Below are 23,674 nucleotides of genomic sequence, written 5' to 3' on the forward strand. Positions count from 1 at the left end.
GCCGCGACCTCGCGGCGGACGCGCCCTTCGTCGTCGGGGGGCGCGCTGCGCTACTCGCATTCGCTACTCTGCGTAGCGAAGTGAACTCGCGAGTAGCGTCGGCTTTCAGCTACTTTTCAGTCACGCCGCGAGGGCGTGGCGGGCCGGTCCGCGGTGCGGTTCGATCATCGTGCCGTCGGGCAGGATCTCACCGGTGTCCTCGAAGACGATGACGCCGTTGCAGAGCAGGCTCCAGCCCTGCTCGCGACACGTCGCGACGGTCCTCGCGGCCTCGCGATCGACGGCTTCGGCGGTGGGGCAGGGGTTCGTGTGCTGGCACATCAGGTGTTTCTCCGGTCGGGGGGCTTGTGTGATGACTCACAACGACGGTGACGGACGTTACCTCAAATCGAACGACGACGGTTCGAGCCGGTGACGGTGTCGCCATTGACAGAATCCTCGCCTTCCATGCTCCACGGAAGCCGGTCGATCGGCCACTTCCCGACACCTCCCTTCGTCGCTCCGCCGGGCGCACCGGCGTCCTGCCAGGGCCGTCACCGTGCGTCAACATGGTTCGAGTGGCGCAGGTCCGACGGCGGTGACCCCGCAGAGCTTGTCGCCGACTTCCTCGCCGGCAACGGACTGCGCGTGCGAAACATTGGCCGAACGGTTACCCACGTTCGCCCGATCGGCGCTGGCTCGATCTGCGGAGCGGCACTCTACGTGTCCGCCGACACCGGTTCCGTAATGGCCGGCGGCCCCCTTGCCGCCTCATCCCCGACCCCGGCGATCCCCGACGTCTACGCAGTCATCTACGAACATCTCCCCTCCGATAGTGCGCCCCCGTCGCAACCGGTCACCCCCTGGTGGCAGCGGGGTGAGGCCTCACCCGGCATGGCCGGCGCCGCAGCCGACGGGGACGCCTCCGAGCAGGACCCTTCATCGCCCCCACCCGACGCGACACCAGCCCGGCGTCAGTCGCCGGATCGGGCTCCCGGACACCCCGACCCGTCGGCCGCGGACGTCTCCGGTTCCGCCGGCTCCTGCACTGCGCGGGACGGCACGACCGGGCCGGATGGTTCGGGCTCGTCGAGGGCCTGGGTGGCAGAGGGCGGCTCTGCGCCGGGCTGCTCTGCGCCGGGCAATGAGGCGTGGGCGTTGGGGGAGTGGACGCCGAGCTGGACGCCCGCGGAGCACGCGGCTGCGGTGTCGCGGGTGCGGGAGGCCATCGGGCGCGGTGACGTGTACCAGGTCAACGTCGTGGGACACACCAGCGCGCCGTACACGGGTGATCCGGTCCCGGCCCTGCACCGGGTGGCCACGCTGCCCGGGGCGCGCTACGGCGGCGTGCTGGTGGGCGACGGGTGGGCGCTGGCCACCGCGTCACCCGAGACGCTGGTCGAGGTGCGCGACGGCCGGGTCGTCACGCGGCCGATCAAGGGCACCCGGCCCGCCACCGCCGAGGGCCGCCGTGAGCTGCTCGCCTCGACCAAGGAGCGCTCGGAGCACGTCATGATCGTCGACCTGTCCCGCAACGACCTGGCCCGGCTGCCCGGGGTGGGCCCGGTCGAGGTCGAGGAGCTGTTCGCCGTACGCCAGTGGTCCGGTCTGTGGCAGGCCGAGTCGGTCGTGTCGGCCCCGATCACCGGCGAGCTCGACCTGGCGTCGCTGCTGCGCACCCTGGTGCCCGGCGGCTCGGTCACCGGCGCGCCGAAGATCGCCGCGCTGGCCGAGATCGCCCGCCTCGAACCGGTCGGCCGCGGCGTGAGCATGGCCGCCGTCGGCTGGATCGGCCCCGACCACGTCGACCTGGGCCTGACCATCCGCACCGTCGCCGTCGACGGCACCCACGTGCACGCCTGGGCCGGCGGCGGCATCGTCTGGGACAGCGACCCCGAAGCCGAGGTCGCCGAGGCCGCCGCCAAACTGGCCCCGATCAAAGCCGCGCTGGCCGGCCCACCCGCTCCCACCACCTGACCACCACCGCCGACGCCCGTGCCGGACGTCGCGCCAAGCCCGCGGCCGCCACGGAACCGGCCGGCGCACCAGCGCCTCGACGCCCGCTGCCAGTTCGCTGTGCCGACCCCGACCACGCCGGGCGCGCATCAGTCCCTCGTTGGCGTGCGAGCCCGCGCGGTTGGTGGACGGCCGCTTTCGCCGTTCTCACCACGAGCGCCACGGGCGTTTGTCAGGCATTGGTCAGTGGGGCGCCCCCACCGAGTACGTCAGGTAGGCGAACGGGCCGCGGCGTTCCAAGCCGGTGAGCGTCAGGCGGGCGGACGTGAGGCGGCGGGGGAGCAGTGGGGCGCCCGCGCCGAGGGTCACCGGGGCGACGCCGAGGATGACCTCGTCGAGCAGGCCGGCGTCGGCGAACGCGGCGGCCAGTTCGCCCCCGCCGACGATCCAGATGTTGCGGCCGGCGGCGGCCTCGGTCATCGCGGCGTGCACGGGGCGGACGTCGCCCTGCACGAAGTTCACCGTCGAGCCGGCCGGCGACGGCAGCCGGCGATGGGTGAAGACCCACGACGGGACGTCGCCGTAGTACTCCCGCCACTTCTGCGGATGGTCGCCGAGTTTGTCGTGGTCGTGGACCCACTCGTACGTCGTCGCGCCCATCGCGAACGCGCCGACATCGGCGAAGAACGCGGCGAACGGCGAGGTGCCCTGCTCGTCCTCGCGGCCGTCGCCGGTCTCGAACAGCCAGTCGAGCGAGTTGTGCTCGTCGGCGATGTAGCCGTCGATGGAAGTGGCGGTGTAGTACTGCGTCTTCGGCATGCCCGGAACGATGCCACCCGGGTACGACAGAACCGCCGCCGAGGATTTGGCCGTATCGGGTCGTAGCGGGCACCATGGGGAATCCTCCGTTCGAGGTCTGCCGCCACGGTCACCGAACGGCCCGGTCGGCACGTCTTGCTTTCCAGACGGGTGCGGAGAGGGTTGAGCTGGTGACCGAAGACCTGCGAGCACAGCTGCGGGCCGAACTGAACAACGAACGGCCGCCGCCGCTGGGCGATGTGGTGGGTGCCGCGCTGCGCGAGGGCCACCGGGTGCAACGGCGCCGCCGCCGGGCGCTGTCGGTGGCCGCCGGTTCGGTCGGCGTGTTCGCCGTCGTGCTGGCCGGTGGCGTGGCGGCCAACTCCGAGCCCCGTAAATCGATGCAGGCGGCCGATTCCGTGGTGCTTTCGTCGCCGTCCGTGAGCGCTGTTCCTGTTCCTCCGGATTCGGCTGCACGAAAGATCACCGCGTCTCCCGGATCTGTGCCAACCGGCCGGACCGCCCCCACGAGTGTCGCCCCCGGGCGTACGTTGGCGATCCACAGCGGCGTCGACCGGGCCGCGGGACCGCGCGAGAAAGCGACAACGGGGGCCATGCTTCATCTCTTGACGCAGCTGTTGCCGGCGGGGCGGACGAGCAACGCGGCCGTCTCCGGCACCGGCGAGCGGTACGTGCAGATCTACCTCGACCGCGGCGACGGGCCCGGCATGGTGCGCCTGATCGTCGGGCAGCTCCCGGCCAAGGCCGCGCCGCCGCCCCGCGGCGGCACGGCGACGGTGTCGATCGAACACGTCCCGGACAACTGCCTGCAGGACACGGTGGTCGTCTCGCGCTGGCCCGACGGCACGGCCGTGCAGCTCGACGTCGCGTCCTGCCTGGCCGGCAACGGCCGCACCAACCCGCCCGGCCAGGTCGCCCTGACCGTCGACGAGGCCGTCGAGATCGCCGCCGACCCGCGCTGGGGCGTGACCATGGACGGCGACCTGGTGAAGGTCGGCGAGGCCCGCTACGGCCAGGTCCCGGTGTTCGTCTCATGACCGACGACGAGCAGTTCGCCGAGTTCGCCCACGCTCACGCCGAACGCCTGCGCACCACCGCGTTCATGCTGTGCCGCGACTGGCACCTGGCCCAGGATCTGACCCAGACCGCGCTGACCAAACTGTTCCTCAGCTGGCGCCGGGCCGTGCAGTCCGACAACCTCATCGCGTACGCGCAAAAGATTCTGCTCCGGGTCTTCCTGGATCACCGCCGCCGTCGTTCGTCGAGCGAGTCGGCCGCCGCCGTCATGCACGAGCCGGCGTATCGCGAAAGCCCCGAACTGCGTCTGACGATGCTCGACGCGCTGGCCCGCCTGCCCGAACGCGATCGGGCGATAGTCGTGCTGCGCTATTTCGAGGACTACAGCGTCGATCGGGTCGCCGACGTGCTCGAACTGCCGGTGAGCGTGGTCAAGAGCCAGACCCGCCGTTCGCTGGTCAAGCTGCGCGAGCTGCTGGCCGCCGACCAGCTGGCCCTGTTGGCGGGCTGAGACCGGGGGCCGGATAGCCTTTTCGGCATGTCAGTGCGGCCCATCAGAATCATCGGCGACCCGGTCCTGCGCACCGAGGCCGACCCGGTCACCTCGTTCGACGCCGAGTTGCGGGCGCTGATCGACGACCTCGAGGACACCGTCCGCGAGCCCGGCCGGGCCGGCGTGGCCGCGCCCCAGATCGGCGTGAGCCTGCGCGCGTTCTCGTACAACGTCGACGGCACCGTCGGCCACCTGATCAACCCCACGCTGACCGACTTCGAGGGCGAACAGGACGACGACGAGGGCTGCCTGTCGATCCCCGGCCTGTACTTCCCGACCAAGCGGGCGATGTCGGTGACCGCGGCGGGATTCGACCGCAACGGCGAGCCGCTGACCATCCACGGCACGGGTTTCCTGGCCCGGGCCCTGCAACACGAGACGGACCACCTGAACGGCACCCTCTACATCGACACCCTCACCGGCGACGTACGCCGCCAGGCGCTGCGCGAGATCCGCCGGCTCCGCCCCGCTCGGCCCTGAACGGCCGGCGCCGGTCTCGTACTCTTCGGTCCGATGGACACCCCCGATTCGGTACGGCTGCGTGAGCTCGTCGTGCGGGCCGCCATCCCGCTCCTCGGCGAGATCGACACCCTGCCCATGGCCCGGCTCGCGGACGCGGCCGGGGTCGGGGAGGCCGAGCTGCTGGCCGTCTTCCCCGACAAGGACGCGGTGGTGCGGGCCTGCGCCACCACGATCCAGGCCGACATGGTCGCGATGATGGACGCCACCCGCGAGGTGGCCGCCCTGGACGCGGTCCGGCGGGACCAGCCGCTCGAGTCACGCCTGGCCGACGCGCTCACCATCTTCGACGCCCACCACCGTCGCGTACGCACCGCATTCGCCGCCTACGAGCAGGCCATGCTCGACGGCTCACGCACGGGCGCCAGTACCCCCTCGACCGATGTCACCGCTCCGCGTCCGACCGAGCGCCAGGATCGGCGCATCATGAGCGACCTGCCCGAGGTACGCGACGCCGTCGCCAGGCTGCTGGAGCCGGACCGATCGCGTCTGCGCCTGCCGGTGGAAGCGCTCGCGGCCGCCTTCCTGACCCTTTGCCAGGCCGGGTCGCGCATGCCGACCGAGGCCCACACGCCATTACCGCCCGAGCAGGTCGTCGACCTCTTCCTGAACGGCGCCCTGACCACAAGCTGACGCTCACGATCGCCCGGCCCGGCCCGGCACTGCCTCGTCGCGGGGCGTCTCCGACCTCCGGTCCGGAACGGCAGCCGGCTTCTTGTCGTTGGTGCTCGATGCCGGGCGGCTTCGACCTCTGGTCCCGAACGACGCTTCGGCTGTCAGCTGAGCCTCCTGACACCGACGCACCACCGCGAACGGCTCCGATCCTCCCGGTCGGCCGTGCGCTGGGTCGGCAGCGGTGGACCTCAGTCGTCGAACTCGAAGCCGCTCTCCTTGGCCGCGGCGACCAGTTGCCGGGCCCGGTCGGCGTCGGACGCGACGGCCGTCAGCCGTACGGACAGCTCCTCGAGCGCAGGCCGGTCGGTGCCGTAGGCGACGAACATGCCGCCCTCAGGGTCGTACTTGAACCGATCCGTCAGCGCCGGGGCCTCCGTCTGCACCACCCAGCCGGCCACCCCCTCCCAGAAGTAGCCGTTGGGCTCGTGCCCCAACTCCTCGATGACCCCGTCCACATCGGTGGTGCCCGCAATCAGAAGCAGGCTGAAGTTCCCGGGCGAAGTCTCAACGATCTTGATCGGATCCATCCGAGGAGTGTGCCAGCCCGCCACCCCGGCGCGTGCTCTGGCTAGCCTAGACCGATGCCGACCGCGATCGTTTTCGAAACCCACTCCTGGAGCGAGGACAACGACCGCGGCGTAGCAACGGGCTGGCTCCCCGGCCGCCTGTCGGAGCGAGGCCGTCACCTGGCCGCGGAACTCGGCGAACGCCGCCGCAACGACGGCATCACCGCGGTCTTCACCTCCGACCTGCGCCGAGCCGCCGAAACAGCCGAGATCGCTTTCCAGGACAGCAACATCCCCATCCTGCTCGACTGGCGCCTCCGCGAATGCGACTACGGCACCAGCAACGGCATGCCCGCAGCCGAACTGCACGAACACCGCGACCGCCACCTCGACGAGCCCTACCCCTCCGGCGAAAGCTGGCGCCAGGCAATCGAACGAGTAGGCGGATTCGTGAACGACATACCGACCCGCTGGGCAAACCAGCGCATCCTGCTGATCGGCCACGTCGCAACACGCTGGGCCCTGGACCACCTGGTCAACAGCATCCCGCTGGAAGCCCTGATGGCTGCCGACTTCGCCTGGCGCGAGGGCTGGGAGTACGAACTCCACCCCTCCTGAAGTTGAGCAGCCACGCCCATCCACGGCAGGCGCCGCCCCAGGAACTGAATCCCCATTGACGCAACCGTTTCACGCTGCCGGCCGATGGTGATGTCACCGAGTCTCCCAGGGACTCGAAAAACCGCCAGGGGGCAACGCCAGGGGGCAACGCCAGGGGGCAACGCCATCATCCTAGGATGCTTTACACGCAGAGATCAACGGCACAGCGGAAGAGCGACCCTACGGGCCGCTCGCAGCACCAGATCAAGAACAGAAAGCCATCGTCGCGCCGGCACCATCTGTTGCAGGTGCGTTCGACCTGCCCGCACTCCGCACCCCGCGCTCGTGCGCCCAGTTTCCTCACCCACCACCCGTTCCTCGGGCGCCCAGTTTCCTCACCCACCACCCGTTCCTCGGGCACCCGGGTTCCTCACCCACCACCCGTGCCTTGGACACCTCTGGAGGCGAGGCACCGCCGGCCCGTGTTCGACGTCCGCCAACCGCGCGGAGGGCTCAACGTCTGCCAACCGTGCTTTGAGGTCTGGGCCGTTCGCGAACCGTGAGTTCTGGGCATCCGCAGCGCTCCGCATTCCGATTCAGCTCCGCGTAGCGCCATCTCGGGGCCCAAGCGGCCGGATCGTGGTTCAGGAGCGGTCGACCAGGATCTGGTTGCCGATCACGACGGCCAGGGCCAGGCGGTCGGCGTCCTCGGTTCCGGGCTCGGCGGTGTAGACGGTGATGCGCAGGTCGTCGAAGGCCACGACCAGGGTGTCGCAGTCGAGTGTCACGCGGCCCACGGCCGGGTGGTCGATCACCTTGTGGCGGGACGGGTCGGGCAGTGGTGGAAGGGCTTCGCCGTCCCAGAGCTCGGCGAAACGGGGCGTGGCGGCGCGCAGGTCGGCGATGAGCCGCCGCAGGGACTGGTCGGCCGGGTAGCGGGACGCGGTGAGGCGCAGATCGGTCACCAAGCGGGCTTCGTGCTCGGCCTGTTCACGCTCGGTGTGGACGACGCGGTTGGCCGGCCCGCACAGGTTGCGCCAGATGGCGTTGCGTTCCAGGCCGCGCCACGCGGTGGTGTCGCCCATCAGCGCGTCGTAGGGAGCATTGGCTGTCACCAGGGTCCAGGTGGCGTCGTACACGACGGCCGGGGTGCCCTCCAGGCGGTCGAGCAGTCGCTGCACGCTGGCGGTGACGCGCGAGGGGACGACGTCGAGGCCGGGGGCGGCGTGGCCGGCCAGGCGGTGGAGCTGGTCGCGTTCGGTGGCAGGCAATCGCAGGGCGCGGGCGAGGGCCTCGACGACCTGGGCCGACGGGGCGGTGGCGCGGCCCTGCTCGAGGCGGGTGAGATAGTCGGTGGAGATGCCCGCGAGCTGGGCCAGTTCTTCGCGGCGCAGGCCGGCAGCGCGGCGTCGGCGGCCGGTGGGCACCCCGACCGTGTCGGGGGCGACCCGGTCGCGCCACCGACGTACTGTCCGGCCGAACTCCCATGCTTCCACGGAGTCCAGTCTCCTCGTCCGGCGCCGGGTTGTCGTGGCCCTGCCAGTCCTACGACAAGCGGTCTCTGCCGGCCGGGCGCGAACCGGGCCAAGCTCGGGGCATGACTCGAACCGTTCTCATCACCGGGCCCACCCGCGGGTTGGGCCGGGCCGCTGTCCTGGCCATGGCGGGTCGCCCGGCGGGCTTACGCCCCGATCTGATTCTTGTCGGCCGCGCGCTGTCCGCGGTGGCGGCCGAGGCGCGGACGCTCGGCGCCCGCGTGCACGAAGTCGTCGCCGACCTGTCGCGCCTGGCCGATGTGCGGGCGGCGGCCGGCACCGTACGGGAAATGGTGGGCGATCAACCGTTGCACGCGCTGATAGCGAACGCGGGTGCGATGTCGTCGGACACGCGCCATACATCGGCCGACGGTTTCGAGCTGACGTTCGCCGTCAACTATCTGGCCCACGCGCAGCTGATCAGCGCATTGCCGACGCCGGCCCGGGTCGTGCTGCTCGGCTCGAACACTTACTACGCGAACGTGTGGCGGCGCCTGCTCGGCGTGCCCGAGGCGCAGTGGCGCGACCCGGCCGAGCTGGCCCGCCCGGCGACCGGGGCAACAAATCCGGGGATTAAGGCAGCCGGCGTCGCATATTCGAATGCGAAGCTGGCGATCCTCTATTACGCCCACGAGTTGCAGCGCCAGGCCGGCCCGGGCGTCGCCGTCTCGGTGTTCGAGCCCGGCTGGATGCCCGGCACCGACCTGGGCCGCGGTGCGCCACCGGCGCTACGCGCGATCAGCCGGGCCCTGGGCCGCATCCCAGGCGTGTCCACGCCGCAGCGTTCAGGGCCCGCGCTGGCTTCGGTCGCCTTGGACGACAAGTGGGCCGGCCTGCGCGACGGCGCCTTCGTGCTGAAAGACCGCGTCATCGCGGTCCAGCCGATCGCCCACGACGTCGATCGGGAACGCCGGCTGTGGGCCACCACAACGAAGTTGTTCGCGGCCTCAGCCACTCCGGGATCGTCGAGGGCGCTGTGACGCCTCGGGCCACGGCCGTCGCAGGCATCGGCACTGTCGCGATCTCCGGCCGACACTCGCCGGTTCGGGGAGCGCGGCGAATTCGGCAGGCCCCCGAGCCAACGTAAGTAGGCGGCAGGCGTCCGTTTGCGGTGTCAGGGACCAGCGCCGGGGCTGCCGTCCACCGCTTGCCGACGAGTCATCCGCGACGATCGGTCACCGGCCGGCTGTAATCCGGGCCCACTCCACATCCGCGTCGGCCGCACCGGCGTGGGCCGGAACGTCGAAGTGGGCGGCAAGTGGCTGCTCGCCCACGACCTGCCCTACCGCGACTACACCGAGGAGGCCGGCGGTGGTGTGACGCGCGGATGGCACCGACTCCGGCGTCTGCTTTGTCGAGGGCGGTGTGGCGCGGCGGATGGCACCGACCCCGGCATCTGCAATGCCGAGAGTGTCGAGGGCGGCGTGGCGCGCGGGGAGCCCTGACGGCTTTCTGTCTGGCGTTATCCGTCCCAGCGGCACCACGAGCCAAAGGTGCTGTCCCGTGGCTTTCCAGCAACCCTTCAAGGCGCGGCATCCCTAACTGCGCAACGATCTGAAAGTTGCGCGCCGAGGAAGCCTTGGGCTGGTCTGATCCTGCCCTGGCGGATCGAGCTGGGTCAGCGGTGGCGCAGGAGGCAGAAGGGGTTGCCTTCGGGGTCGGTGAGGACGGTCCAGGGCACGTCGCCCTGGCCGATGTCGGCCGGTTGGGCGCCGAGGGCGATCAGGCGGTCGAGTTCGGCCGGGCGGTCTTCGGCGCGGTGGGGGAGCAGGTCGATGTGGACGCGGCCGGGACAGCCGTCGGTGCGGATGAATTCGAGGTAGGGGCCTACGTTCTGGGGGGAGCGCAGTGATGCGAAGTTGTCGTTGCTGACATGGGGCGTCCAGGCTGTGGCGGTGCCCCAGAAGTGCGCCTGGGCTCGGGGGTCGGCGCAGTTGACGACCACCGCGGCGATCGGGCCGGTCTGGTCGAAGGGGTAGTTCTCGCGGGGTTCCAGGACGCAGAACTGGTTGCCCTCGGGGTCGGCCAGGACCACCCACGGGACGTCGCCCTGGCCGATGTCGGCCGGGGTCGCGCCCAGGCGCTGCAGGTGGGCGACCAGTTCGGTCTGGTGGGCCTCGGAGCGGGTGGCCAGGTCGAGGTGCACGCGGTGACGCACGGGCTCCGGGTCCTCGACGATCACGAAGTCGATGCAGACGGCGCCGGGGTTCGGCCCGTCGAAGTCGGCGGGGGTGACGTTGGTGACGCCGGGTCCTTCATCCTGGGCGGTGACCCATCCGAGGGCGTCGGCCCAGAATTGGCCGAGGGTGATGTTGTCCCGGGCCTTGAAGTTGACCTGAGGGAGTTGGAGAGCCATGGCGTCCACTTTAGGGCCGAGCGAGTTGGTGGCGGCCGCGATCGAGGTGGCCGAGGCGGGTATGGCGGCCGGGGAGTTGCCGATCGGGGCGGTGGTCGAGACGGGTGGCGAGATCATCGCGAGCGCGTTCACCCGGGACGTGTCACTGGGGCGGCGGCTCGTGCACGCCGACCTGCTGGCGATGACGGCGGCCGACGAGCAGCTGGGCTGGCGGCCGCGGGCGCATCCGGTGCGGCTGGCCGTGAACCTGGAGCCGTGCCTGATGTGCCTGGGCGCCGCTATGGCGCTCAAGGTCGACGAGGTCTACTACGGGCTGGAATCGCCCGGCGACGGCGGCGCCGCCGTCGCCGCACGCTGGCCGGTGAGCCCGGACATGCCCTGGTACCGCCCGCCGGTCATCGTGGGCGGGTTGCGGCGCGACGAGGTGCGGGGCCAGTTCCGCCTGTACTGCGAGCGTGCCCCCGAGTCAGGTTTCCGCCGGTGGGCAGAAACGCTCACGGGATAGGGGCGCGGCGCGGCCTACTGCGGTGGCGCTCACCCGGTTGAGAAACTCGCCAGAGCGTGCGTCGGCCCCCGGCGGCTGTTGAGCGACGCAAAGCGCGAAGACCCCGGACGGCCCGTGCCGCGCGGCCGTGCCGTGCAGCTCCGACCGAGCCGAGCGGGCGGGCCGTACAGGCCGAGCCGTGCCGGGCGGGCCGAGCCGTGCTTACTGACCGAGCCGGCCGGGCGGGCCGAGCCGGACCGGGGCCCGGCCGAGCCGGACCGGGGCCCGGCCAGGCCAGGCCAGGCAGTGCAAATGGTGCCGTACAGGCCGAGCCGGGTTGAGTGTGCCGGACCGGGGCCGGGCCGGGCCGGGCCAGGCAATGCAAGTGGTGCCGTACAGGCCGAGCCGGTTCGGGTGTGCCGGGCCGGGCCGGACCGGGGCCGGGCCGGGCCGTTACAGGATGACGAACTGTGGGGGGTCGTGGCGGAGGAAGTCGTGGTGGGAGATGTCCCAGCCGTAGGCGCCGGTGCGGCCGAAGACGAGCAGGTCGCCGGCGCGTACCGAGGTGACGTGCTGGTTCCGGCACAGGACGTCGCGGGGGGTGCAGAGTTCGCCCACGGCGTCGACGGGCGTGTCGGTGGCGGTGGGGCGCGGGTAGGGGTGGGGCCAGTCGTCGGCCGGGATGACGGTGAACGAGTGGTTGTAGCCCCAGGCGGCGGGCAGCCGGAAGTGGTGGGTGCCGCCGCGCAGCACGGCGAAGGTGCGGCCGTGGGTGGTTTTCACGTCGATGACCTCGGCCGCGTACCAGCCGGCGTCGGCGGCCAGGTAGCGGCCGGGTTCGAAAATCAGGTCCACGCCCGGCGGGACAGAGACGGAGCGCAGCGGTGACAGGTCCATCGACTGGTCGGAGAGGTAGTCGACGCCGAAGCCGCCGCCCACGTTGACCACGCGTGGGTTGATGCCGGTGGCCGGCGACCAGCGCAGGGCCTCGCGGACGAACTCGGCGTGGGCCTCGCCGTCCAGGTTGTTGGACACGGCGTGCAGGTGGAAGCCGATGACGCGTACGCCGGGGACGGCCAGCGCCGCCGGCAGCTGGGCCTCGTCGATGCCGAACGGGGTGGGAGTGCCGGTCATCGTGTGGCTGCCGGTCAGGGCACTTCCGGCTCGGTTGACGCGCAGCACGACCTCGGCGCCGGGGCGCAGGGCGGCGATGCGGTGCAGTTCGTGGATGCTCTCGGCGTTGATCTGGGCGCCGGCGTCGAGGGCGGCCGCCAGTTCGGCGTCGGTCTTGGCCGGGCCGCCGAAGACGATGCGGCGGGCGCCCGCGGCCCGGGCCAGGGCCAGTTCGCCGCCGGAGGCCACTTCGAGACCGTCGCACACTTCGGCCATGGTCGCGAGCACGGACGGGTTCCCGTTGGCTTTCACCGCGTACAGAAGGGAAGCGGGAACCGGGAGGCTCGGCCGGACCATCGCTGCTCTCGCGCGCAGCGCGGCCGTGTCGTAGACGTAGGCGCAGACCGGGCGGGGCAGCTCGAGCAGGGCCCGGACGACGTGCTCAGGCGGGCGCATGCAGCGGGTTCCGCACCCGGACGTAGATGTCGCCCTCGCCGGCCAGCCGCATCCGCACCAGCGCCTTGTGCAGGGCGGTGGGCGCGGTGAACGCGGCGTGGTCGTCGCCGGTCGTGTGCTCGTCGACGACGGACCGGATGATCCGCCATGCCTTGTCCTCGTCGAGGTCGAGGCGCAGCACGAGTTCGCCCAGGTGGGCCTGGAACAGCGTGTACCCGATCTTGGCGCGGAACACGTCGAGGTCGTCGGTGCCGACCACCGAGCCCGGCCACAGGTCGATCTCGTGGCCGGCCGCGGCCAGCCGGGGCTGGTGCAGGCGCAGGCCGGCGAAGTCGCGCAGGGCCAGCCGGTGCGGGCGCCCGCCGAGGAACGTGGGCAGGCAGTTCTGCAGGTGGGCCTCGAGCGCGACGCCCTGCGCGGTCAGCCGCATCAGCGGGGGCACGACCAGTTCCGCGTACGACCGGAGCCACTCGCCCGGATCCCCGGTGACCAGCTCGTCGAGCAGCAGGGGCAGCGCTCCGCCGGGGATCGCGCGCTCGCCCGGCTGCAGCCGGCCGGTCAGCCCGTCGCGGCGGATGGCCGACAGGTCGCGCCCGGACCCGACCGGCACGGCTGCGCCCGCGGTCTCGGCCATCAGCATCAGCCGGGGCTCGTCGGCGGTGAGCCGGTGCAGCAGGGTCGACACGGCCGGGCCGTTGCGGGTGCTGGCCACGCTGATGCTGCGCCGGGTCGAGGTGACCTGGATGTCGAGCGACACCTTCAGGTACTGGCCGGTGCCGGGCAGCAGCAGCGTGCGCAGGGCCGCGGTCGGGATGGCGTCGCGCTCGTCGTCCAGGATGATCAGGTCTTTGTCGCGCAGCAGGTCGCCGTACCGTTCGGTCAGGACGTTGTCCCGCTGCCAGGCGTGGACGGGCTGCACGGCGTACCCGGAAGGTTTGCTGATCTCGGGGAAGACGTCGTCGCCGAGCAGCAGCCGTTCGCGGACGGCCACGAAACCGATGCGGGTCTTCTCGGTCTCGAGGTCGTGGGCCAGGACGTCGCCGGTGTCCCAGCCGAGCCGGGTGCGGCCGCAGGGGTGCAGGTTGTGCCCGGCCACGGCCAGCCGTTCCAGGCCGATCGCCTGCTCGTCGGGGTCGTCGCCGACCGGCGGGAGCGGGCGGGCCATCGCGATGGCCAGATTCATCACGGCGTTGCGCAGCTCGGCCGCGAAGCCGGGGGCGTCGATGTCGCCCAGCAGCTCGACCGGGTCGCCGGCGCCGGCGCTCGGATACTCGACCCGCCCGAAACCGTGCCGCACGCCGGGGCCCATGTCGCGCAGCCCCTCCCGGACCAGGGCGCCGCGCAGCCGCCGGCCCACCGTGTCGGCCGCCTCGGGCAGCGCGGCCAGGAAACCGGGCACCAGGTGCGGGGAGTGGACGGCCAGCGCGGCCTCGGTGTGCGCGATCCGTTCCGGGCGCAGGGTCTTGTTCATGCGTGTGCCGCCATCGGGTTGGGGAGCAGGGCCCATCGGTCGTCGAGCGGGTCGGTGGCCAGCCGCATCGCGGTCGTGGCCTTCACGGGCAGGGGCTCGCGGAGCAGGTGCGGGACGTCCTCGCTGCCGGTCGCGCGGACAGCCCGGGCAACAATGCCCCACAGCCGGTCCGGATCGGTGTCCCGCGTGTGGGTGAACATGGCGATCAGCTCGGCCGCGACGGTGCCGAACGCGGCCGCGGCCAGCTTGGTGCGCAGCTCGGCCGGGTCGTCGCTGGGCAGGTCGCCCAGCAGCGCCGGCGGTTCCAGCCCGGAGGCACGCAGCCGGGACGCGCTGACCCGCACCCCGCCCAGGTCGCGGTACAGGATGCGGATCGGCTGCTGCTGCTGGTCCAGTACGACCAGCGTGTTCTGGCCGTGCGCCTCCAGCGCCACCCCGCGGGCCAGCACCCGCGTCACCGGCCCGAAGAACAGATCGGAAAACCTTTCCCACCAGGCGTACGGATCCACGACCGGCACGCCGAGGGCCGCCAGCGCGGCCATCGGCACGGCCAGCTCGCCCGGCCCGAGCTGCGGCGCTTCCCGGATGACGTGGGCCAGGTGGCGCTGCGGGACGCCGTCGACGACCACCGCGCCGGCGGCGATCTCGGCCAGGATCTCGATCGGCTGGTCGGCGGTGAGCCGGCGCAGCAGGCGCGACAGGATCGGGCCGTTGTGCACGGCCGCCGGCGACACGGTGCGGACGGCACTGGTCATCTGCACGTCCACCGCGGTCTTGATGTGGGGTCCACCGTCCACGGGGGCGACGGTACGCAGCGACATCAACGGCCGCACCGGGTCGGACTCGCCGTCGGGGGTGAGCCAGGGGTAACGGTCGACGAGCCGGTCGGCCTGCCACGGGTGCGCGAACAGGATGGGCGCGGCGGTGCCGTACCAGCGGTCCCGCGGCACCCGCAGGCGGCGCAGGCGGATGACGGGGGAGTGCTCCGGGGCGTACGCGAGGACGTCGGCCACGCTCATGCCGCCCCGGGTGCGGCAGCACGGGTGCAGGGGGTGGCCGTCGGTGACCAGCTGCTCGATGCGCCCGAGCGCGTCGGGGTCGCCCGGGTCGGGCCGGCGCTGGTCGCCCCGGGCCGCCCGGGCCAGCGCGAGGTTGGCCACGCTGTTGTCGATCTCAGCGGCCAGCGGGACGTCACCCCAGAGCAGCCGTACGAGTTCCGCCGGCTCGACAACCGACCGGTGCGACCCGCCCGGGTGGCGGGCGGGTGCGTGGGGCTCGCGCTGGGAGAGCCCCGGGGTGGGGCCCGAGTGGGGCTCGCTCGGCGAGTCCTGCCCGGCGCGAGCGGCCGCGCCGGCCTCGCCCGCGAGGAGGCCAGCGGCGTGACCCGCGTCGGGCTCGCCGTTGGAGATGCCGTAGGCGGGACCAGCGTGCGTGTGGGGTGTGCCTGTGGGGAGGCCGGGGGATCCGGGTGTGGTGGGCGCCGCGTACGGGCCGCCGGCGGCCAGATCCGGGCGGGTGCGGGGTTCGCTCGTGGAGAAGACGACGGTGAGACCGGCTTCCGCGACGGCGAACGGACGAGCGGCTTCGGCGGGGTAGCGCACGGTCGCCATGACAACGGCTGTTCCGTGGCCGGCACGGGAGTCGCCCGGACCATGAGCGCCGGCGGCGAGGGTGAACGTGGCCTGGCCCGGTTGGCGGTCGGTCAGGCCGGGGAGGGGCTCGCGGTCGATCGCGCCGAGCAGCCGGGCCAGGACGGAGGCTTGCGCGCCGGGCAGTTCGGCGTCGTAGCGCGCGACCAGATCGGGCCGGAGGACGGCGAGGTCCTCACGGGTCCGAAGGGGACCGGCGGTGTGCCGGTGCGGCGAGGCGCTTCCCGAGGATCGCGGCACATCCTCAATTCTCCGCACCGTCCCGGCAGGATCTCCGCGGGGCGGCCCGTCGTGAGCGAGAACGCAGTTACCAAATCATCATCCTAGGACGGCTTGCAGGGTGTGCGCCTCGGAACCGGCGCACCCGACACCCTCCAAACACCCCAAAACCAAAAGGAATCAACGACATCCCTGCCTCCTTTTCGGGTCTTGCCCAGACCGGTTGCGGCTGCCCGCGGGTGACCGATGTGCTCGACGGGCGGGCACCCGAGTCGGTGACCTCAGCGGCGGGGAACGTAGCGAAGGGAACAGCGCCTCGTGGCAGTGGACTCCACGTGCTTGAGTGATGGCGTGCGGGCGGGGATGGCGAGCGGGTTCGTGGCGGCGAGTCTGCTGACGGGCGTGGTCGCGTGCGGCGCCGACGAGGGTGAGCCGCAACGGGGGATCTCGGCCGGTGCGCCCGTCGACGTGTACGTGGACGGCGTCCTGCTCGGCGGCAGCCCGGAGGGCAGTGGCGACGTCACCCTGAACTGCCCGCCCAGCTGACCACCGGTAGCCCGGGCTGGGAACGCCTCCACGGTGTCATGGGGTCAGGCCGTGATCCCAGCAGGAACGCTTCTCGGTGCGGGGGTGGTCACCGCGCTTCTGGCGGCGTCACCCGGGGCCGTCGGCGGTGCGGTCCGGCCGGGGTAGCGGTGACCGACCCGGACCTCGTCAGCCCGGCGCGCCGCCGGGCGAATCGCCGAGCACCCCACGCGGGCCGTCCGACGCCCGGATCCCCCCGGATGAAAGCTGAGGACCTGGGCTCGAGGCGTGGGGAGCGGCGAGGTGGAAGGTGGGGGGCTCTACAGGCCGAAGGCGCCGCCTCCGATGAGGATGAGCAGGCCGATGCCGATGAGGACTACGGGGAGCAGGATGTGGCCCCAGCGGCTGAGTGCTTGGGCGATGACCGGCCGGGTGGCGAAGAAGCGGCCGGCGGCGACCCAGACCGCGACCAGGGCGAGGAACACGAGCACGTAGACGGTCATCCCGCCGGTGCCTGCGGTGGCGAGGACAGGTACGTAGACGCCGATGTTGTCGCCGCCGTTGGCGAAGGTCACTGCGGCCACGGCGAGGATGTCGGGTGCGTCGGCGCTGGAATCGGGCTGGTCGTCGTCGGCGTCGTTGCGGTGTCGCCCGGCTTGGACGGCGGCTTTGATGCCCAGGGCGAGCGGGAGAAGACCGAGGTAGGGCACAGCGTCGTCGGGCAGGAACGTCGCGCCGAAGGCGGCCGCCACGGCCACGGCGAGGATGGCGGCGAAGCCGAGGTACTGCCCGGCGAAGATGTTGCGGGTGGTGTGGTGGTGTCCGGCGCCTTGGGCGAAGAACAGCGCCAGGATCAGGATGTCGTCGATGTTGGTGACGGCGAACAGGCCCGCGGCCTGGCCGAGGATGCCCACGTTCATGACCGCACCGCCGTAGCCGGGTGGGCGCTGAGGTGGATCCCCGGGGTGCTCGACAAGCGGTCAGCATCTCATGCCGTATTCCGGTTGCGGCGTTGCCACCGGCGGGGCATTGTTGGCGTCGGTTCTGTTGCCGTCTGATGGGAGTGCCCTTCTTCATGTGAGAGCGACCCGACCTTGTGAACCGCCCTGTGTGGGTGGTGTGTCCCTGTCGGTGTCCGGCTCTTGGAGGGCTTTTTGTTGAAGGCTGTCAATCTCAGTTGTTCGTACGACGGTGATCCGTTGTTCTCCGGGTTCGATCTGGTGGTCGGGGACGGTGACCGGGTCGGGGTGGTGGGGCCGAACGGGGCCGGCAAGTCGACGTTGTTGCGGGTGCTGGCCGGCGAGTTGCGGCCGCAGGCCGGCAGTGTCACCTACGCGCCGGGCAGCCGGGTCGGTTATGTCGCTCAGCAGATGCCTGATCCGGAGGGCACGGTCGGCGAGTTCCTGACGGCGGGGCTGGGTGAGCTGGCCGTGGTGACGCGGACGATGCGCGAGCTCGAGCGGCGTCTGGCCGGCGGTGAGGACGTGCTGGCCGAGTTCGGGGTGGCCCAGGAGCGGTGGACGGCTCTGGAGGGCTGGTCGGCGGAGGCGCGGATCACGGAGATCCGGCAGCGGCTCGACATTGCCGCCCTGCCCGACGACTTGCGGTTGTCTCAGGTCAGCGGGGGTGAGCAGGCTCGTCTGCTGTTGGCGCGGGCTCTGCTGGACGAGCCGGATGTGCTGCTGCTGGACGAGCCGACGAATCACCTGGATGCCGAGGGCGTGGCCTGGTTGCAGGGCTGGCTTCGGGCGTACGCCGGTGGGGTTCTGACGGTGAGTCACGACCGGGCGTTTCTGGATGCGGTGGTTTCTCGGGTGCTGGAGTTGGACGGCATCGACACCGAGGTGCAGGACTATCCGGGTGGCGGTTATTCGGCGTACCGGGCGGAGAAGCAGCGGCGGTGGGAGCGGCTGTTGCTGGATTTCGAGGCGCAGGAGAAGGACCGCCGGCGGTGGGAGGCGGACATCGAGCGGACGAAGGAGTATTCGCGCGGTGTCGAGAACGCCTCCGGGCTGGGGGTGGCCGGTCCGCATCTGCGGCGGGTGGCGCGGTTGGTGGCGCGGAAGGCGAAGGTGCGGGAGCGGCGGTTGCGCCGGCAGATGGAGTCGGTGCAGTGGATCGCCGAGCCCCGTAAGCGTCCGCCTCTGTCTTTGGCTTTCCCGGCTGATCAGGCGGATCCGGGTGAGGTGGTGCTGAAGGCGCGCGATTTGTCCATGTCGGCGGGTCCGCGGAGGCTGCTCGACCGGATCAATGTTGAGGTGCGGCGCGGTGACCGCGTTCTGATCACCGGGCGTAACGGGGCCGGGAAGACGACGTTGCTGCGCGCGCTCGAGAGTGATGACACCGCGGTGCTGCCCCAGACGACCGATGGGTTGCGGTCGAAGGCGACGGTGATGGAGTTCTTCCGGTCGCGGGTGCCGGTGTATCTCGACGATGCCGAGAAGCTCCTGGCGGGGCATCAGTTCGGCCCGGATCAGTGGGATGCGCGGATGAGCAGTCTGTCGGCGGGGGAGTTGCGCCGGTTGCTGCTGGCGGTGCTGGTCAACAGCCCGGCCCGGGTGCTGCTGCTGGACGAGCCGACGAACTTCCTCGATCTGGACGCGCTGGATGTCGTCGAGGAGGCGTTGCGCCGTTACAAGGGGACTTTGCTGGTGGTGACCCATGACCGGTATTTCGCGGAGTCGGTCGGGTTCGGCCGGCGCTGGCATGTCGCGGACGGTTCGGTGATCGAGAGCTGACACGATGGGGGCATGCAGCTGGTTCCGAGGCAGGGTGGGGAGCTGTCGGTCGGTGGGCCGGCCGAGCAGGTCACGGAGGCGTGGCTGGCGAACCGGCGGTTGTCGGAGCACACCCGGGCCGCGTATCGGCGGGACGTGCAGGTGTGGCTGGCGTGGTGCGCGGAGCGTGGGGCGGATCCGCTGAAGGTGTCGTTCCTCGACGTGAACGCGTACGCCCGGGGTTTGGAGGCTCGTGATCTGGCCCCGTCGACGGTGGCACGCAAATTGTCGGGTGTGTCGAGTTGGTACGACTTCCTGGTGAAGATCCGGGCGATCGACGGGAATCCGGTGGCGGGCGCCGACCGCCCGATCGTGTCGCGGGATCATTCGGCGACCCTGGGTCTGCTGCCCGAAGAGGTGGACGCTCTGCTGGAAAGGGCGCGGCTGGCCGGCGTACGCCATCACGCCGTCATGACGATCCTGGCCGACCTCGGCCTGCGGGTCGGTGAGCTGGTCGGCCTGGACATGCAGGATCTGAGCCGGGAGCGCGGGCACCGGACGGTGCGGTTCGTCGGCAAGGGCGGCAAGCAGCGGCGGCGTGCGTTGACCGAGTCGGCGTCGCAGGCGCTGGACGCGTATCTGGCGGTGCGGGGCCTGGACGACGGGCCGGTGTTCCGGACGTCGACCGGGGGCCGGCTGGACCGGCACGCGGTGTTCCGTCTGATGCGGCGCCTGGCCGCGGAGGCGGGCATTCCGGAGGCGGACCGGTTGTCGCCGCACTCGTTGCGGCACGCGTTCGCGACCACGGCGCGTTCCGAGGGTGTGCCGCTGGAGGATGTGCAGGATGCGATGGGTCACGCCGATCCGCGGACGACGCGCCGCTACGACCGGGACCGGCACAATCTGGACCGTGATCCGTCCTACATGATCGCCGCGGCGCGTGCCCGCCGTGCTGGGGGATGACGGCGCCGCCTATGCTCGGCCGCGGTAAAAAGCGGATGAAAGAGGCGGTCGGGGTTTGAACATCTTCGAAGCGGTGCTGCTCGGCGCCGTTGAGGGCTTTACCGAGTTCCTGCCCGTGTCGAGCACCGGCCACCTGACGATTCTCGAGAAGCTGCTGGGGTACCGGATCGACGATCCGGCGATCACGGCGTTCACGGTGATCATCCAGTCGGGTGCGGTGCTGGCGACGATCATCTTCCTGCGCAAGGACATCGCGCGGGTGGTTCCGGCTTTCCTGGCCGGCATGTTCAACAAGAGCAAGCGGGACAACCCGGATTTCCGGTTCGGGTGGGCGGTGCTGCTGGGCGCGCTCCCGATCGTCTTCGTGGCGTTGTTGTTCAAGGATCAGGTCGAGACGACGCTGCGCAGCCTGTGGTTCGTGGCGGGGGCGCTGATCCTGTGGTCGGGGGTGATGGCGTTCGCCGATCATGCGGCCACCCAGGTCCGTCATCAGGAGGACGTCACCTGGAAGGACTCGTTGATCATCGGGTTCGTGCAGTGTCTGGCCCTGATCCCGGGTGTGTCGCGGTCGGGGGCGACGATGTCGGCCGGTCTGCTGCGCGACTTCGACCGGGTGACGGTGACGAAGTTGTCGTTCTTCCTGTCGATCCCGGCGTTGCTGGGCGCGTCGGTCCTGCAGGGCTATCAGGAGTTCGGGAACATCTCGGACGGGGTGGGCTGGACGAACACGCTGATCGCGACGGCGGTGAGTTTCGTGGTGGCCTACTTCTCGGTGAACTGGCTGCTGCGGTTCGTGTCGCGGCATTCGTACAGCATCTTCATCTACTACCGGGTGGCCCTCGGTGTGATTCTGATGGTGCTGCTGGCGACGAACACGATCGAGCCGAAGTGACCTCGTCGGCGCAGCGGGCCCTGGCCTACGTGCGGGATTTGTTTCCCGAGGCGGGGCCGGCGTTCGCGGCGCCGATCACGGTGAACTTCCACCCGGACCGGTTGCTGGCCGACGGGCGTACGGTGGCCGAGCATCTGGCGGCCGACGGTGTCTACCGGTCCCAGTTCGAGACGCGGATCTCGAACGGCGGTCTGACCGCGTACGCGGGTGGGGACCGGGACGTGTGGGAGCAGCGCATGTTCCCCGGCGTATACGTGGGTGACGCGGGTCGCCCGGTGTATGGCGCCTTGAACCTGGCCGGCTACCCGGACGGCGCGTCCCCACGGTTCGGCAGCTGTCACCTGGTGCTGGCCCCGGACGTCGCGCAGCGGGCCACGTTCAGTCATGGCGACAGCTTCACCGAACCGTCCGTGTTCGGCACGGCGACCACGTTCGGTGCGGTGTGGGCGGCCTTGCTGGACGAGGTTTCCCGTACGGGCGGCGCGCTGAACCTGCCGGCGGCGTCCCCGGCCGAGTGGATGGCCGCCCTGGCTGTCGACCGCGTGGCGCCGGGCCGGGCGATGGACCACTACGTGGAGGCCCAGATCCACGGCGGGCTCACCCTCAGCGGTGACGTCACGGCCGTCGTGGCCGACCCTTGTTTCCGCGGTACGCCGGTGGAGGCGCAGCTGCGCAGCCTGGGCCCCGAGTTGCGGTGGGCCCCCGGCTTCGCGCTGCCCGCCGACGAGTTCCCGGCCGACCTGAAAGGCCCGGAGGTTCCGCCCCTGGCCCGCGCGGTGGCCGACCACTACGACCGTGAGGTCCTCGACGCCGCCGTGGTCGGCCGGGCCACTCACGAGCCGCACACGTGGGCCGCGTTCGGCACCCCGGCCGAGGTGCTGCAACTGCTCAAGTACGTGTGGCACATCCTGGTCATCCGCGGCTAGGCCAACTCCGTGGCGAAGGCGTGCCGGATGCTGTCGCCGTACTTGTCGTCGGCCAGCGCCCCCAGGTGGGCGTGCCCCAGGTCGTAGTGACGGCGGGCGTTGTCGTCGTCGCCGAGCCGCCGGTAGCTGACGGCCAGGTTCAGGTGCAGCGACGGCAGCAGCGCTGCGCGGCCCCCGGGATTGCCCCGCTCGACCGCCAGTTCATCGGTCAGCTCGTCCATGAAGGCCAGCGCCCGCAGGTCCCAGGCGAGCTCGTCCTCGGGCCGGGGCTGCACGTCGGCCAGCGAATGGGCGAGAAAGACCTTGGCGTACGCGTCGTCGCCGCCCTCCACCTCGGCCAGCAGGCCCTCCAGGAGCGCTCTCGCCTCGGCGGGGCGGCCCTGCTCACGCAGCGCCATCCCCTCCCGGATGACCGCGTACGCCGGTGATTCGTCCACGCCAGGCAGTGAACCGGCTGTCACGCCGCCGGGTCAAGCTCGCCTGTCCGGAAAGTGTCGGCGCCGGTTCGAGCTCTCCCGTCAGGCGGTGAACCGCGTCCGGCGGCGCCGGGCCAGGGCGAACGCCAGCACTCCGGCGGCCAGCAGCACACCGCCGGCCACGCCCGCGAGGACGGTGTCGGTGCCGGTGATCGGCAGCCCACCGTCGCCTCCACCCTGGCCGGGGGGCTGCGCGCCCGGGGTCTCGCCGCCGACGTCCTCGCCGGGGAGGCCGGGCGGGGTCGGCTCGGTCGTCGGGGGCGAAACGGTGGGTGTGCCCGGGCCTTCAGCGCCGCCCTCGACCTCGACCCAGCGGTCGGCGCTGGACGTCCACGGCATGCCGGCCGTCGGCGGTGAGGTCGGTGTGCCGCAGCAGTCGTCCTGCGTGGGCGTCGTCAGCTTCAGTGTCGGTCGGCCGGGCCGGGGCTGGGCGTCCGGGATCAGCACCCGGGCCACGGCGTCGGCGCTGGGCCCGGCCCACCAGGTGGTGCGGGCCAGGTAGCGGCCGTTGCGGGCGTCGTCGGCGACTTTCAGGGCCGGTCCGGCGAGTTCGTTGTAGGGGATCGAGACGAGGTTGGCGTCGGGCAGGTCGCACACGACGGTGCCGCCCGGCCGGGGCCAGCAGTTCTCGTAGTCGAGCAGCCACGACAGGGCGGCCGGGTCGGCGTCGAACCGCACGAGGGCGCCGCGGGCCGCGCCGGGGCCGGCGTTGGAGATCCGCATCCCGGCGTTGATCGTCGCGCCGGGCTTCTCGGTGCTGCGGGTGTTGCCCCGCACGATCAGCCGGACCTCGTCGACGGTGACCGTCGGGGTGACGACCAGGGTGCCCAGCCCGTCCCCGGTGACCGTGATCTTCAGCCGGCCCGACCGGCCCACGGTGGCGCCCGGGGTGGCCTGCAGCAGGATCTGCGGCAGGGCGTACCCATGGGCGGCGTCGATCGTGCCCACCTCGCAGGCGACGGGCCGGCCGGTGGTGCCGCACACCTCGGGCACGGCGACCGTGCCGAGACCGGCGATCCCGGTCGCGTCGAGGATCATCCGCACGTTGGTGATCTTCTGCGGCGCGACGTGGTTGGCGCTGAGCACGACCGGCAGGAAGGCGCCGGTGCTCGAGAAGCCGATGTCGGGCGCGGACAGGCTGTAGCCGGCGACGGGCGCGGCGGCCCGGGCCTGAGCCGGGGCCGGGGCGAGGGCGACGGTGGCGACGACGGCGGCCGCGGCGGTGATCAGGCGAAGCACGCGCGGCAGCCTATCGACGCCCGGGGATGCGC

At 71.5% G+C, this 23,674-nt stretch carries 24 protein-coding genes; 13 read left to right on the top strand and 11 right to left on the bottom strand.

Annotated elements, in window-relative coordinates; all coding sequences use genetic code 11:
- Positions 1 to 120: 120 nt before the first annotated feature.
- The gene (locus M1L60_RS03105) at positions 121 to 321 is read right to left on the bottom strand and encodes a DUF5999 family protein (protein ID WP_251799955.1); all 201 of its coding nucleotides are present in this window, start codon (positions 319 to 321) and stop codon (positions 121 to 123) included.
- Between the two features lie 405 nt (positions 322 to 726).
- Here M1L60_RS03105 and M1L60_RS03110 point away from each other — a divergent pair, with 405 nt between their 5' ends.
- Entirely contained in the window at positions 727 to 1,956 is a 1,230-nt protein-coding gene (locus M1L60_RS03110) for a chorismate-binding protein (RefSeq protein ID WP_438862068.1), read from the top strand.
- Between the two features lie 222 nt (positions 1,957 to 2,178).
- On the opposite strand, the gene M1L60_RS03115 is transcribed toward M1L60_RS03110, so the two are convergent.
- Positions 2,179 to 2,754 (bottom strand): dihydrofolate reductase family protein, encoded by a 576-nt coding sequence (locus M1L60_RS03115; RefSeq protein ID WP_253235712.1) that lies wholly within the window; start codon positions 2,752 to 2,754, stop codon positions 2,179 to 2,181.
- 170 nt (positions 2,755 to 2,924) lie between these two features.
- On the opposite strand from M1L60_RS03115, the gene M1L60_RS03120 reads away from it, so the two are divergent.
- The 4 genes from M1L60_RS03120 to M1L60_RS03135 are packed head-to-tail and all read left to right on the top strand — an operon-like array spanning position 2,925 to position 5,476.
- Positions 2,925 to 3,791 (top strand): hypothetical protein, encoded by an 867-nt coding sequence (locus M1L60_RS03120; RefSeq protein ID WP_253235713.1) that lies wholly within the window; start codon positions 2,925 to 2,927, stop codon positions 3,789 to 3,791.
- On the top strand, positions 3,788 to 4,282 hold the full coding sequence (locus tag M1L60_RS03125; protein ID WP_253235714.1) for a sigma-70 family RNA polymerase sigma factor: 495 nt from the start codon (positions 3,788 to 3,790) through the stop codon (positions 4,280 to 4,282). The genes M1L60_RS03120 and M1L60_RS03125 overlap by 4 nt, the downstream gene beginning before the upstream one ends.
- A gap of 27 nt (positions 4,283 to 4,309) precedes the next feature.
- Positions 4,310 to 4,804 carry a peptide deformylase gene (gene def / locus M1L60_RS03130; RefSeq protein ID WP_253235715.1) on the top strand — a complete coding sequence of 165 codons (495 nt, stop codon included), beginning with the start codon at positions 4,310 to 4,312 and terminating at the stop codon, positions 4,802 to 4,804.
- 33 nt (positions 4,805 to 4,837) lie between these two features.
- Complete coding sequence (locus tag M1L60_RS03135; protein WP_253235716.1) at positions 4,838 to 5,476, top strand: hypothetical protein; 639 nt, start codon at positions 4,838 to 4,840, stop codon at positions 5,474 to 5,476.
- A gap of 230 nt (positions 5,477 to 5,706) precedes the next feature.
- Here M1L60_RS03135 and M1L60_RS03140 read toward each other — a convergent pair whose 3' ends face one another.
- Positions 5,707 to 6,045, bottom strand: coding sequence for an Imm51 family immunity protein (locus M1L60_RS03140; protein ID WP_253235717.1), 339 nt, complete (start codon positions 6,043 to 6,045; stop codon positions 5,707 to 5,709).
- A 54-nt stretch (positions 6,046 to 6,099) separates the two neighbouring features.
- Between M1L60_RS03140 and M1L60_RS03145 the strand changes: the two genes are divergently transcribed.
- Entirely contained in the window at positions 6,100 to 6,642 is a 543-nt protein-coding gene (locus M1L60_RS03145) for a histidine phosphatase family protein (protein ID WP_253235718.1), read from the top strand.
- Positions 6,643 to 7,265: 623 nt separating this feature from the next.
- On the opposite strand, the gene M1L60_RS03150 is transcribed toward M1L60_RS03145, so the two are convergent.
- A complete protein-coding gene (locus tag M1L60_RS03150; RefSeq protein WP_253235719.1) occupies positions 7,266 to 8,117 on the bottom strand; it encodes a helix-turn-helix transcriptional regulator in 852 nt (283 codons plus the stop codon).
- A 101-nt stretch (positions 8,118 to 8,218) separates the two neighbouring features.
- On the opposite strand from M1L60_RS03150, the gene M1L60_RS03155 reads away from it, so the two are divergent.
- Positions 8,219 to 9,136, top strand: coding sequence for an SDR family NAD(P)-dependent oxidoreductase (locus M1L60_RS03155; protein WP_253235720.1), 918 nt, complete (start codon positions 8,219 to 8,221; stop codon positions 9,134 to 9,136).
- 638 nt (positions 9,137 to 9,774) lie between these two features.
- Here the strand turns inward: M1L60_RS03155 and M1L60_RS03160 are convergent.
- Positions 9,775 to 10,512 carry a VOC family protein gene (locus tag M1L60_RS03160; protein WP_253235721.1) on the bottom strand — a complete coding sequence of 246 codons (738 nt, stop codon included), beginning with the start codon at positions 10,510 to 10,512 and terminating at the stop codon, positions 9,775 to 9,777.
- On the opposite strand from M1L60_RS03160, the gene M1L60_RS03165 reads away from it, so the two are divergent.
- On the top strand, positions 10,511 to 11,017 hold the full coding sequence (locus M1L60_RS03165; protein ID WP_253235722.1) for a deaminase: 507 nt from the start codon (positions 10,511 to 10,513) through the stop codon (positions 11,015 to 11,017). The genes M1L60_RS03160 and M1L60_RS03165 overlap by 2 nt on opposite strands.
- Positions 11,018 to 11,449: 432 nt before the next feature.
- On the opposite strand, the gene M1L60_RS03170 is transcribed toward M1L60_RS03165, so the two are convergent.
- Genes M1L60_RS03170 through M1L60_RS03180 form a run of 3 tightly spaced genes read right to left on the bottom strand, consistent with a single transcriptional unit; the run spans position 11,450 to position 15,925 of the window.
- The gene (locus M1L60_RS03170; RefSeq protein ID WP_253235723.1) at positions 11,450 to 12,565 is read right to left on the bottom strand and encodes an alanine racemase; all 1,116 of its coding nucleotides are present in this window, start codon (positions 12,563 to 12,565) and stop codon (positions 11,450 to 11,452) included.
- On the bottom strand, positions 12,552 to 14,036 hold the full coding sequence (locus M1L60_RS03175) for an IucA/IucC family protein (RefSeq protein ID WP_253235724.1): 1,485 nt from the start codon (positions 14,034 to 14,036) through the stop codon (positions 12,552 to 12,554). The genes M1L60_RS03170 and M1L60_RS03175 overlap by 14 nt, the downstream gene beginning before the upstream one ends.
- The gene (locus M1L60_RS03180; protein WP_253235725.1) at positions 14,033 to 15,925 is read right to left on the bottom strand and encodes an IucA/IucC family protein; all 1,893 of its coding nucleotides are present in this window, start codon (positions 15,923 to 15,925) and stop codon (positions 14,033 to 14,035) included. Before M1L60_RS03180 ends, M1L60_RS03175 begins: the two co-directional genes overlap by 4 nt.
- 330 nt (positions 15,926 to 16,255) lie before the next feature.
- Between M1L60_RS03180 and M1L60_RS03185 the strand changes: the two genes are divergently transcribed.
- Positions 16,256 to 16,450 (top strand): hypothetical protein, encoded by a 195-nt coding sequence (locus M1L60_RS03185; RefSeq protein WP_253235726.1) that lies wholly within the window; start codon positions 16,256 to 16,258, stop codon positions 16,448 to 16,450.
- Positions 16,451 to 16,749: 299 nt separating this feature from the next.
- Here the strand turns inward: M1L60_RS03185 and M1L60_RS03190 are convergent, their stop codons facing one another.
- On the bottom strand, positions 16,750 to 17,349 hold the full coding sequence (locus tag M1L60_RS03190) for a cadmium resistance transporter (protein ID WP_253235727.1): 600 nt from the start codon (positions 17,347 to 17,349) through the stop codon (positions 16,750 to 16,752).
- 279 nt (positions 17,350 to 17,628) lie between these two features.
- On the opposite strand from M1L60_RS03190, the gene M1L60_RS03195 reads away from it, so the two are divergent.
- The 4 genes from M1L60_RS03195 to M1L60_RS03210 are packed head-to-tail and all read left to right on the top strand — an operon-like array spanning position 17,629 to position 21,927.
- A complete protein-coding gene (locus M1L60_RS03195) occupies positions 17,629 to 19,167 on the top strand; it encodes an ABC-F family ATP-binding cassette domain-containing protein (protein ID WP_253235728.1) in 1,539 nt (512 codons plus the stop codon).
- A 12-nt stretch (positions 19,168 to 19,179) separates the two neighbouring features.
- A complete protein-coding gene (locus M1L60_RS03200; protein ID WP_253235729.1) occupies positions 19,180 to 20,109 on the top strand; it encodes a tyrosine-type recombinase/integrase in 930 nt (309 codons plus the stop codon).
- 55 nt (positions 20,110 to 20,164) lie between these two features.
- Entirely contained in the window at positions 20,165 to 21,001 is an 837-nt protein-coding gene (locus M1L60_RS03205; protein ID WP_253235730.1) for an undecaprenyl-diphosphate phosphatase, read from the top strand.
- Complete coding sequence (locus M1L60_RS03210) at positions 20,998 to 21,927, top strand: DUF3626 domain-containing protein (protein ID WP_253235731.1); 930 nt, start codon at positions 20,998 to 21,000, stop codon at positions 21,925 to 21,927. Before M1L60_RS03205 ends, M1L60_RS03210 begins: the two co-directional genes overlap by 4 nt.
- On the opposite strand, the gene M1L60_RS03215 is transcribed toward M1L60_RS03210, so the two are convergent.
- Positions 21,924 to 22,364 carry a tetratricopeptide repeat protein gene (locus M1L60_RS03215; protein WP_253235732.1) on the bottom strand — a complete coding sequence of 147 codons (441 nt, stop codon included), beginning with the start codon at positions 22,362 to 22,364 and terminating at the stop codon, positions 21,924 to 21,926. The genes M1L60_RS03210 and M1L60_RS03215 overlap by 4 nt on opposite strands.
- Positions 22,365 to 22,445: 81 nt before the next feature.
- Positions 22,446 to 23,642 (bottom strand): LPXTG cell wall anchor domain-containing protein, encoded by a 1,197-nt coding sequence (locus M1L60_RS03220; RefSeq protein ID WP_253235733.1) that lies wholly within the window; start codon positions 23,640 to 23,642, stop codon positions 22,446 to 22,448.
- Between the last annotated feature and the right edge of the window lie 32 nt (positions 23,643 to 23,674).

The sequence above is a fragment of the Paractinoplanes aksuensis genome, assembly GCF_024137025.1.
Classification (GTDB): Bacteria; Actinomycetota; Actinomycetes; order Mycobacteriales; family Micromonosporaceae; genus Actinoplanes; species Actinoplanes aksuensis.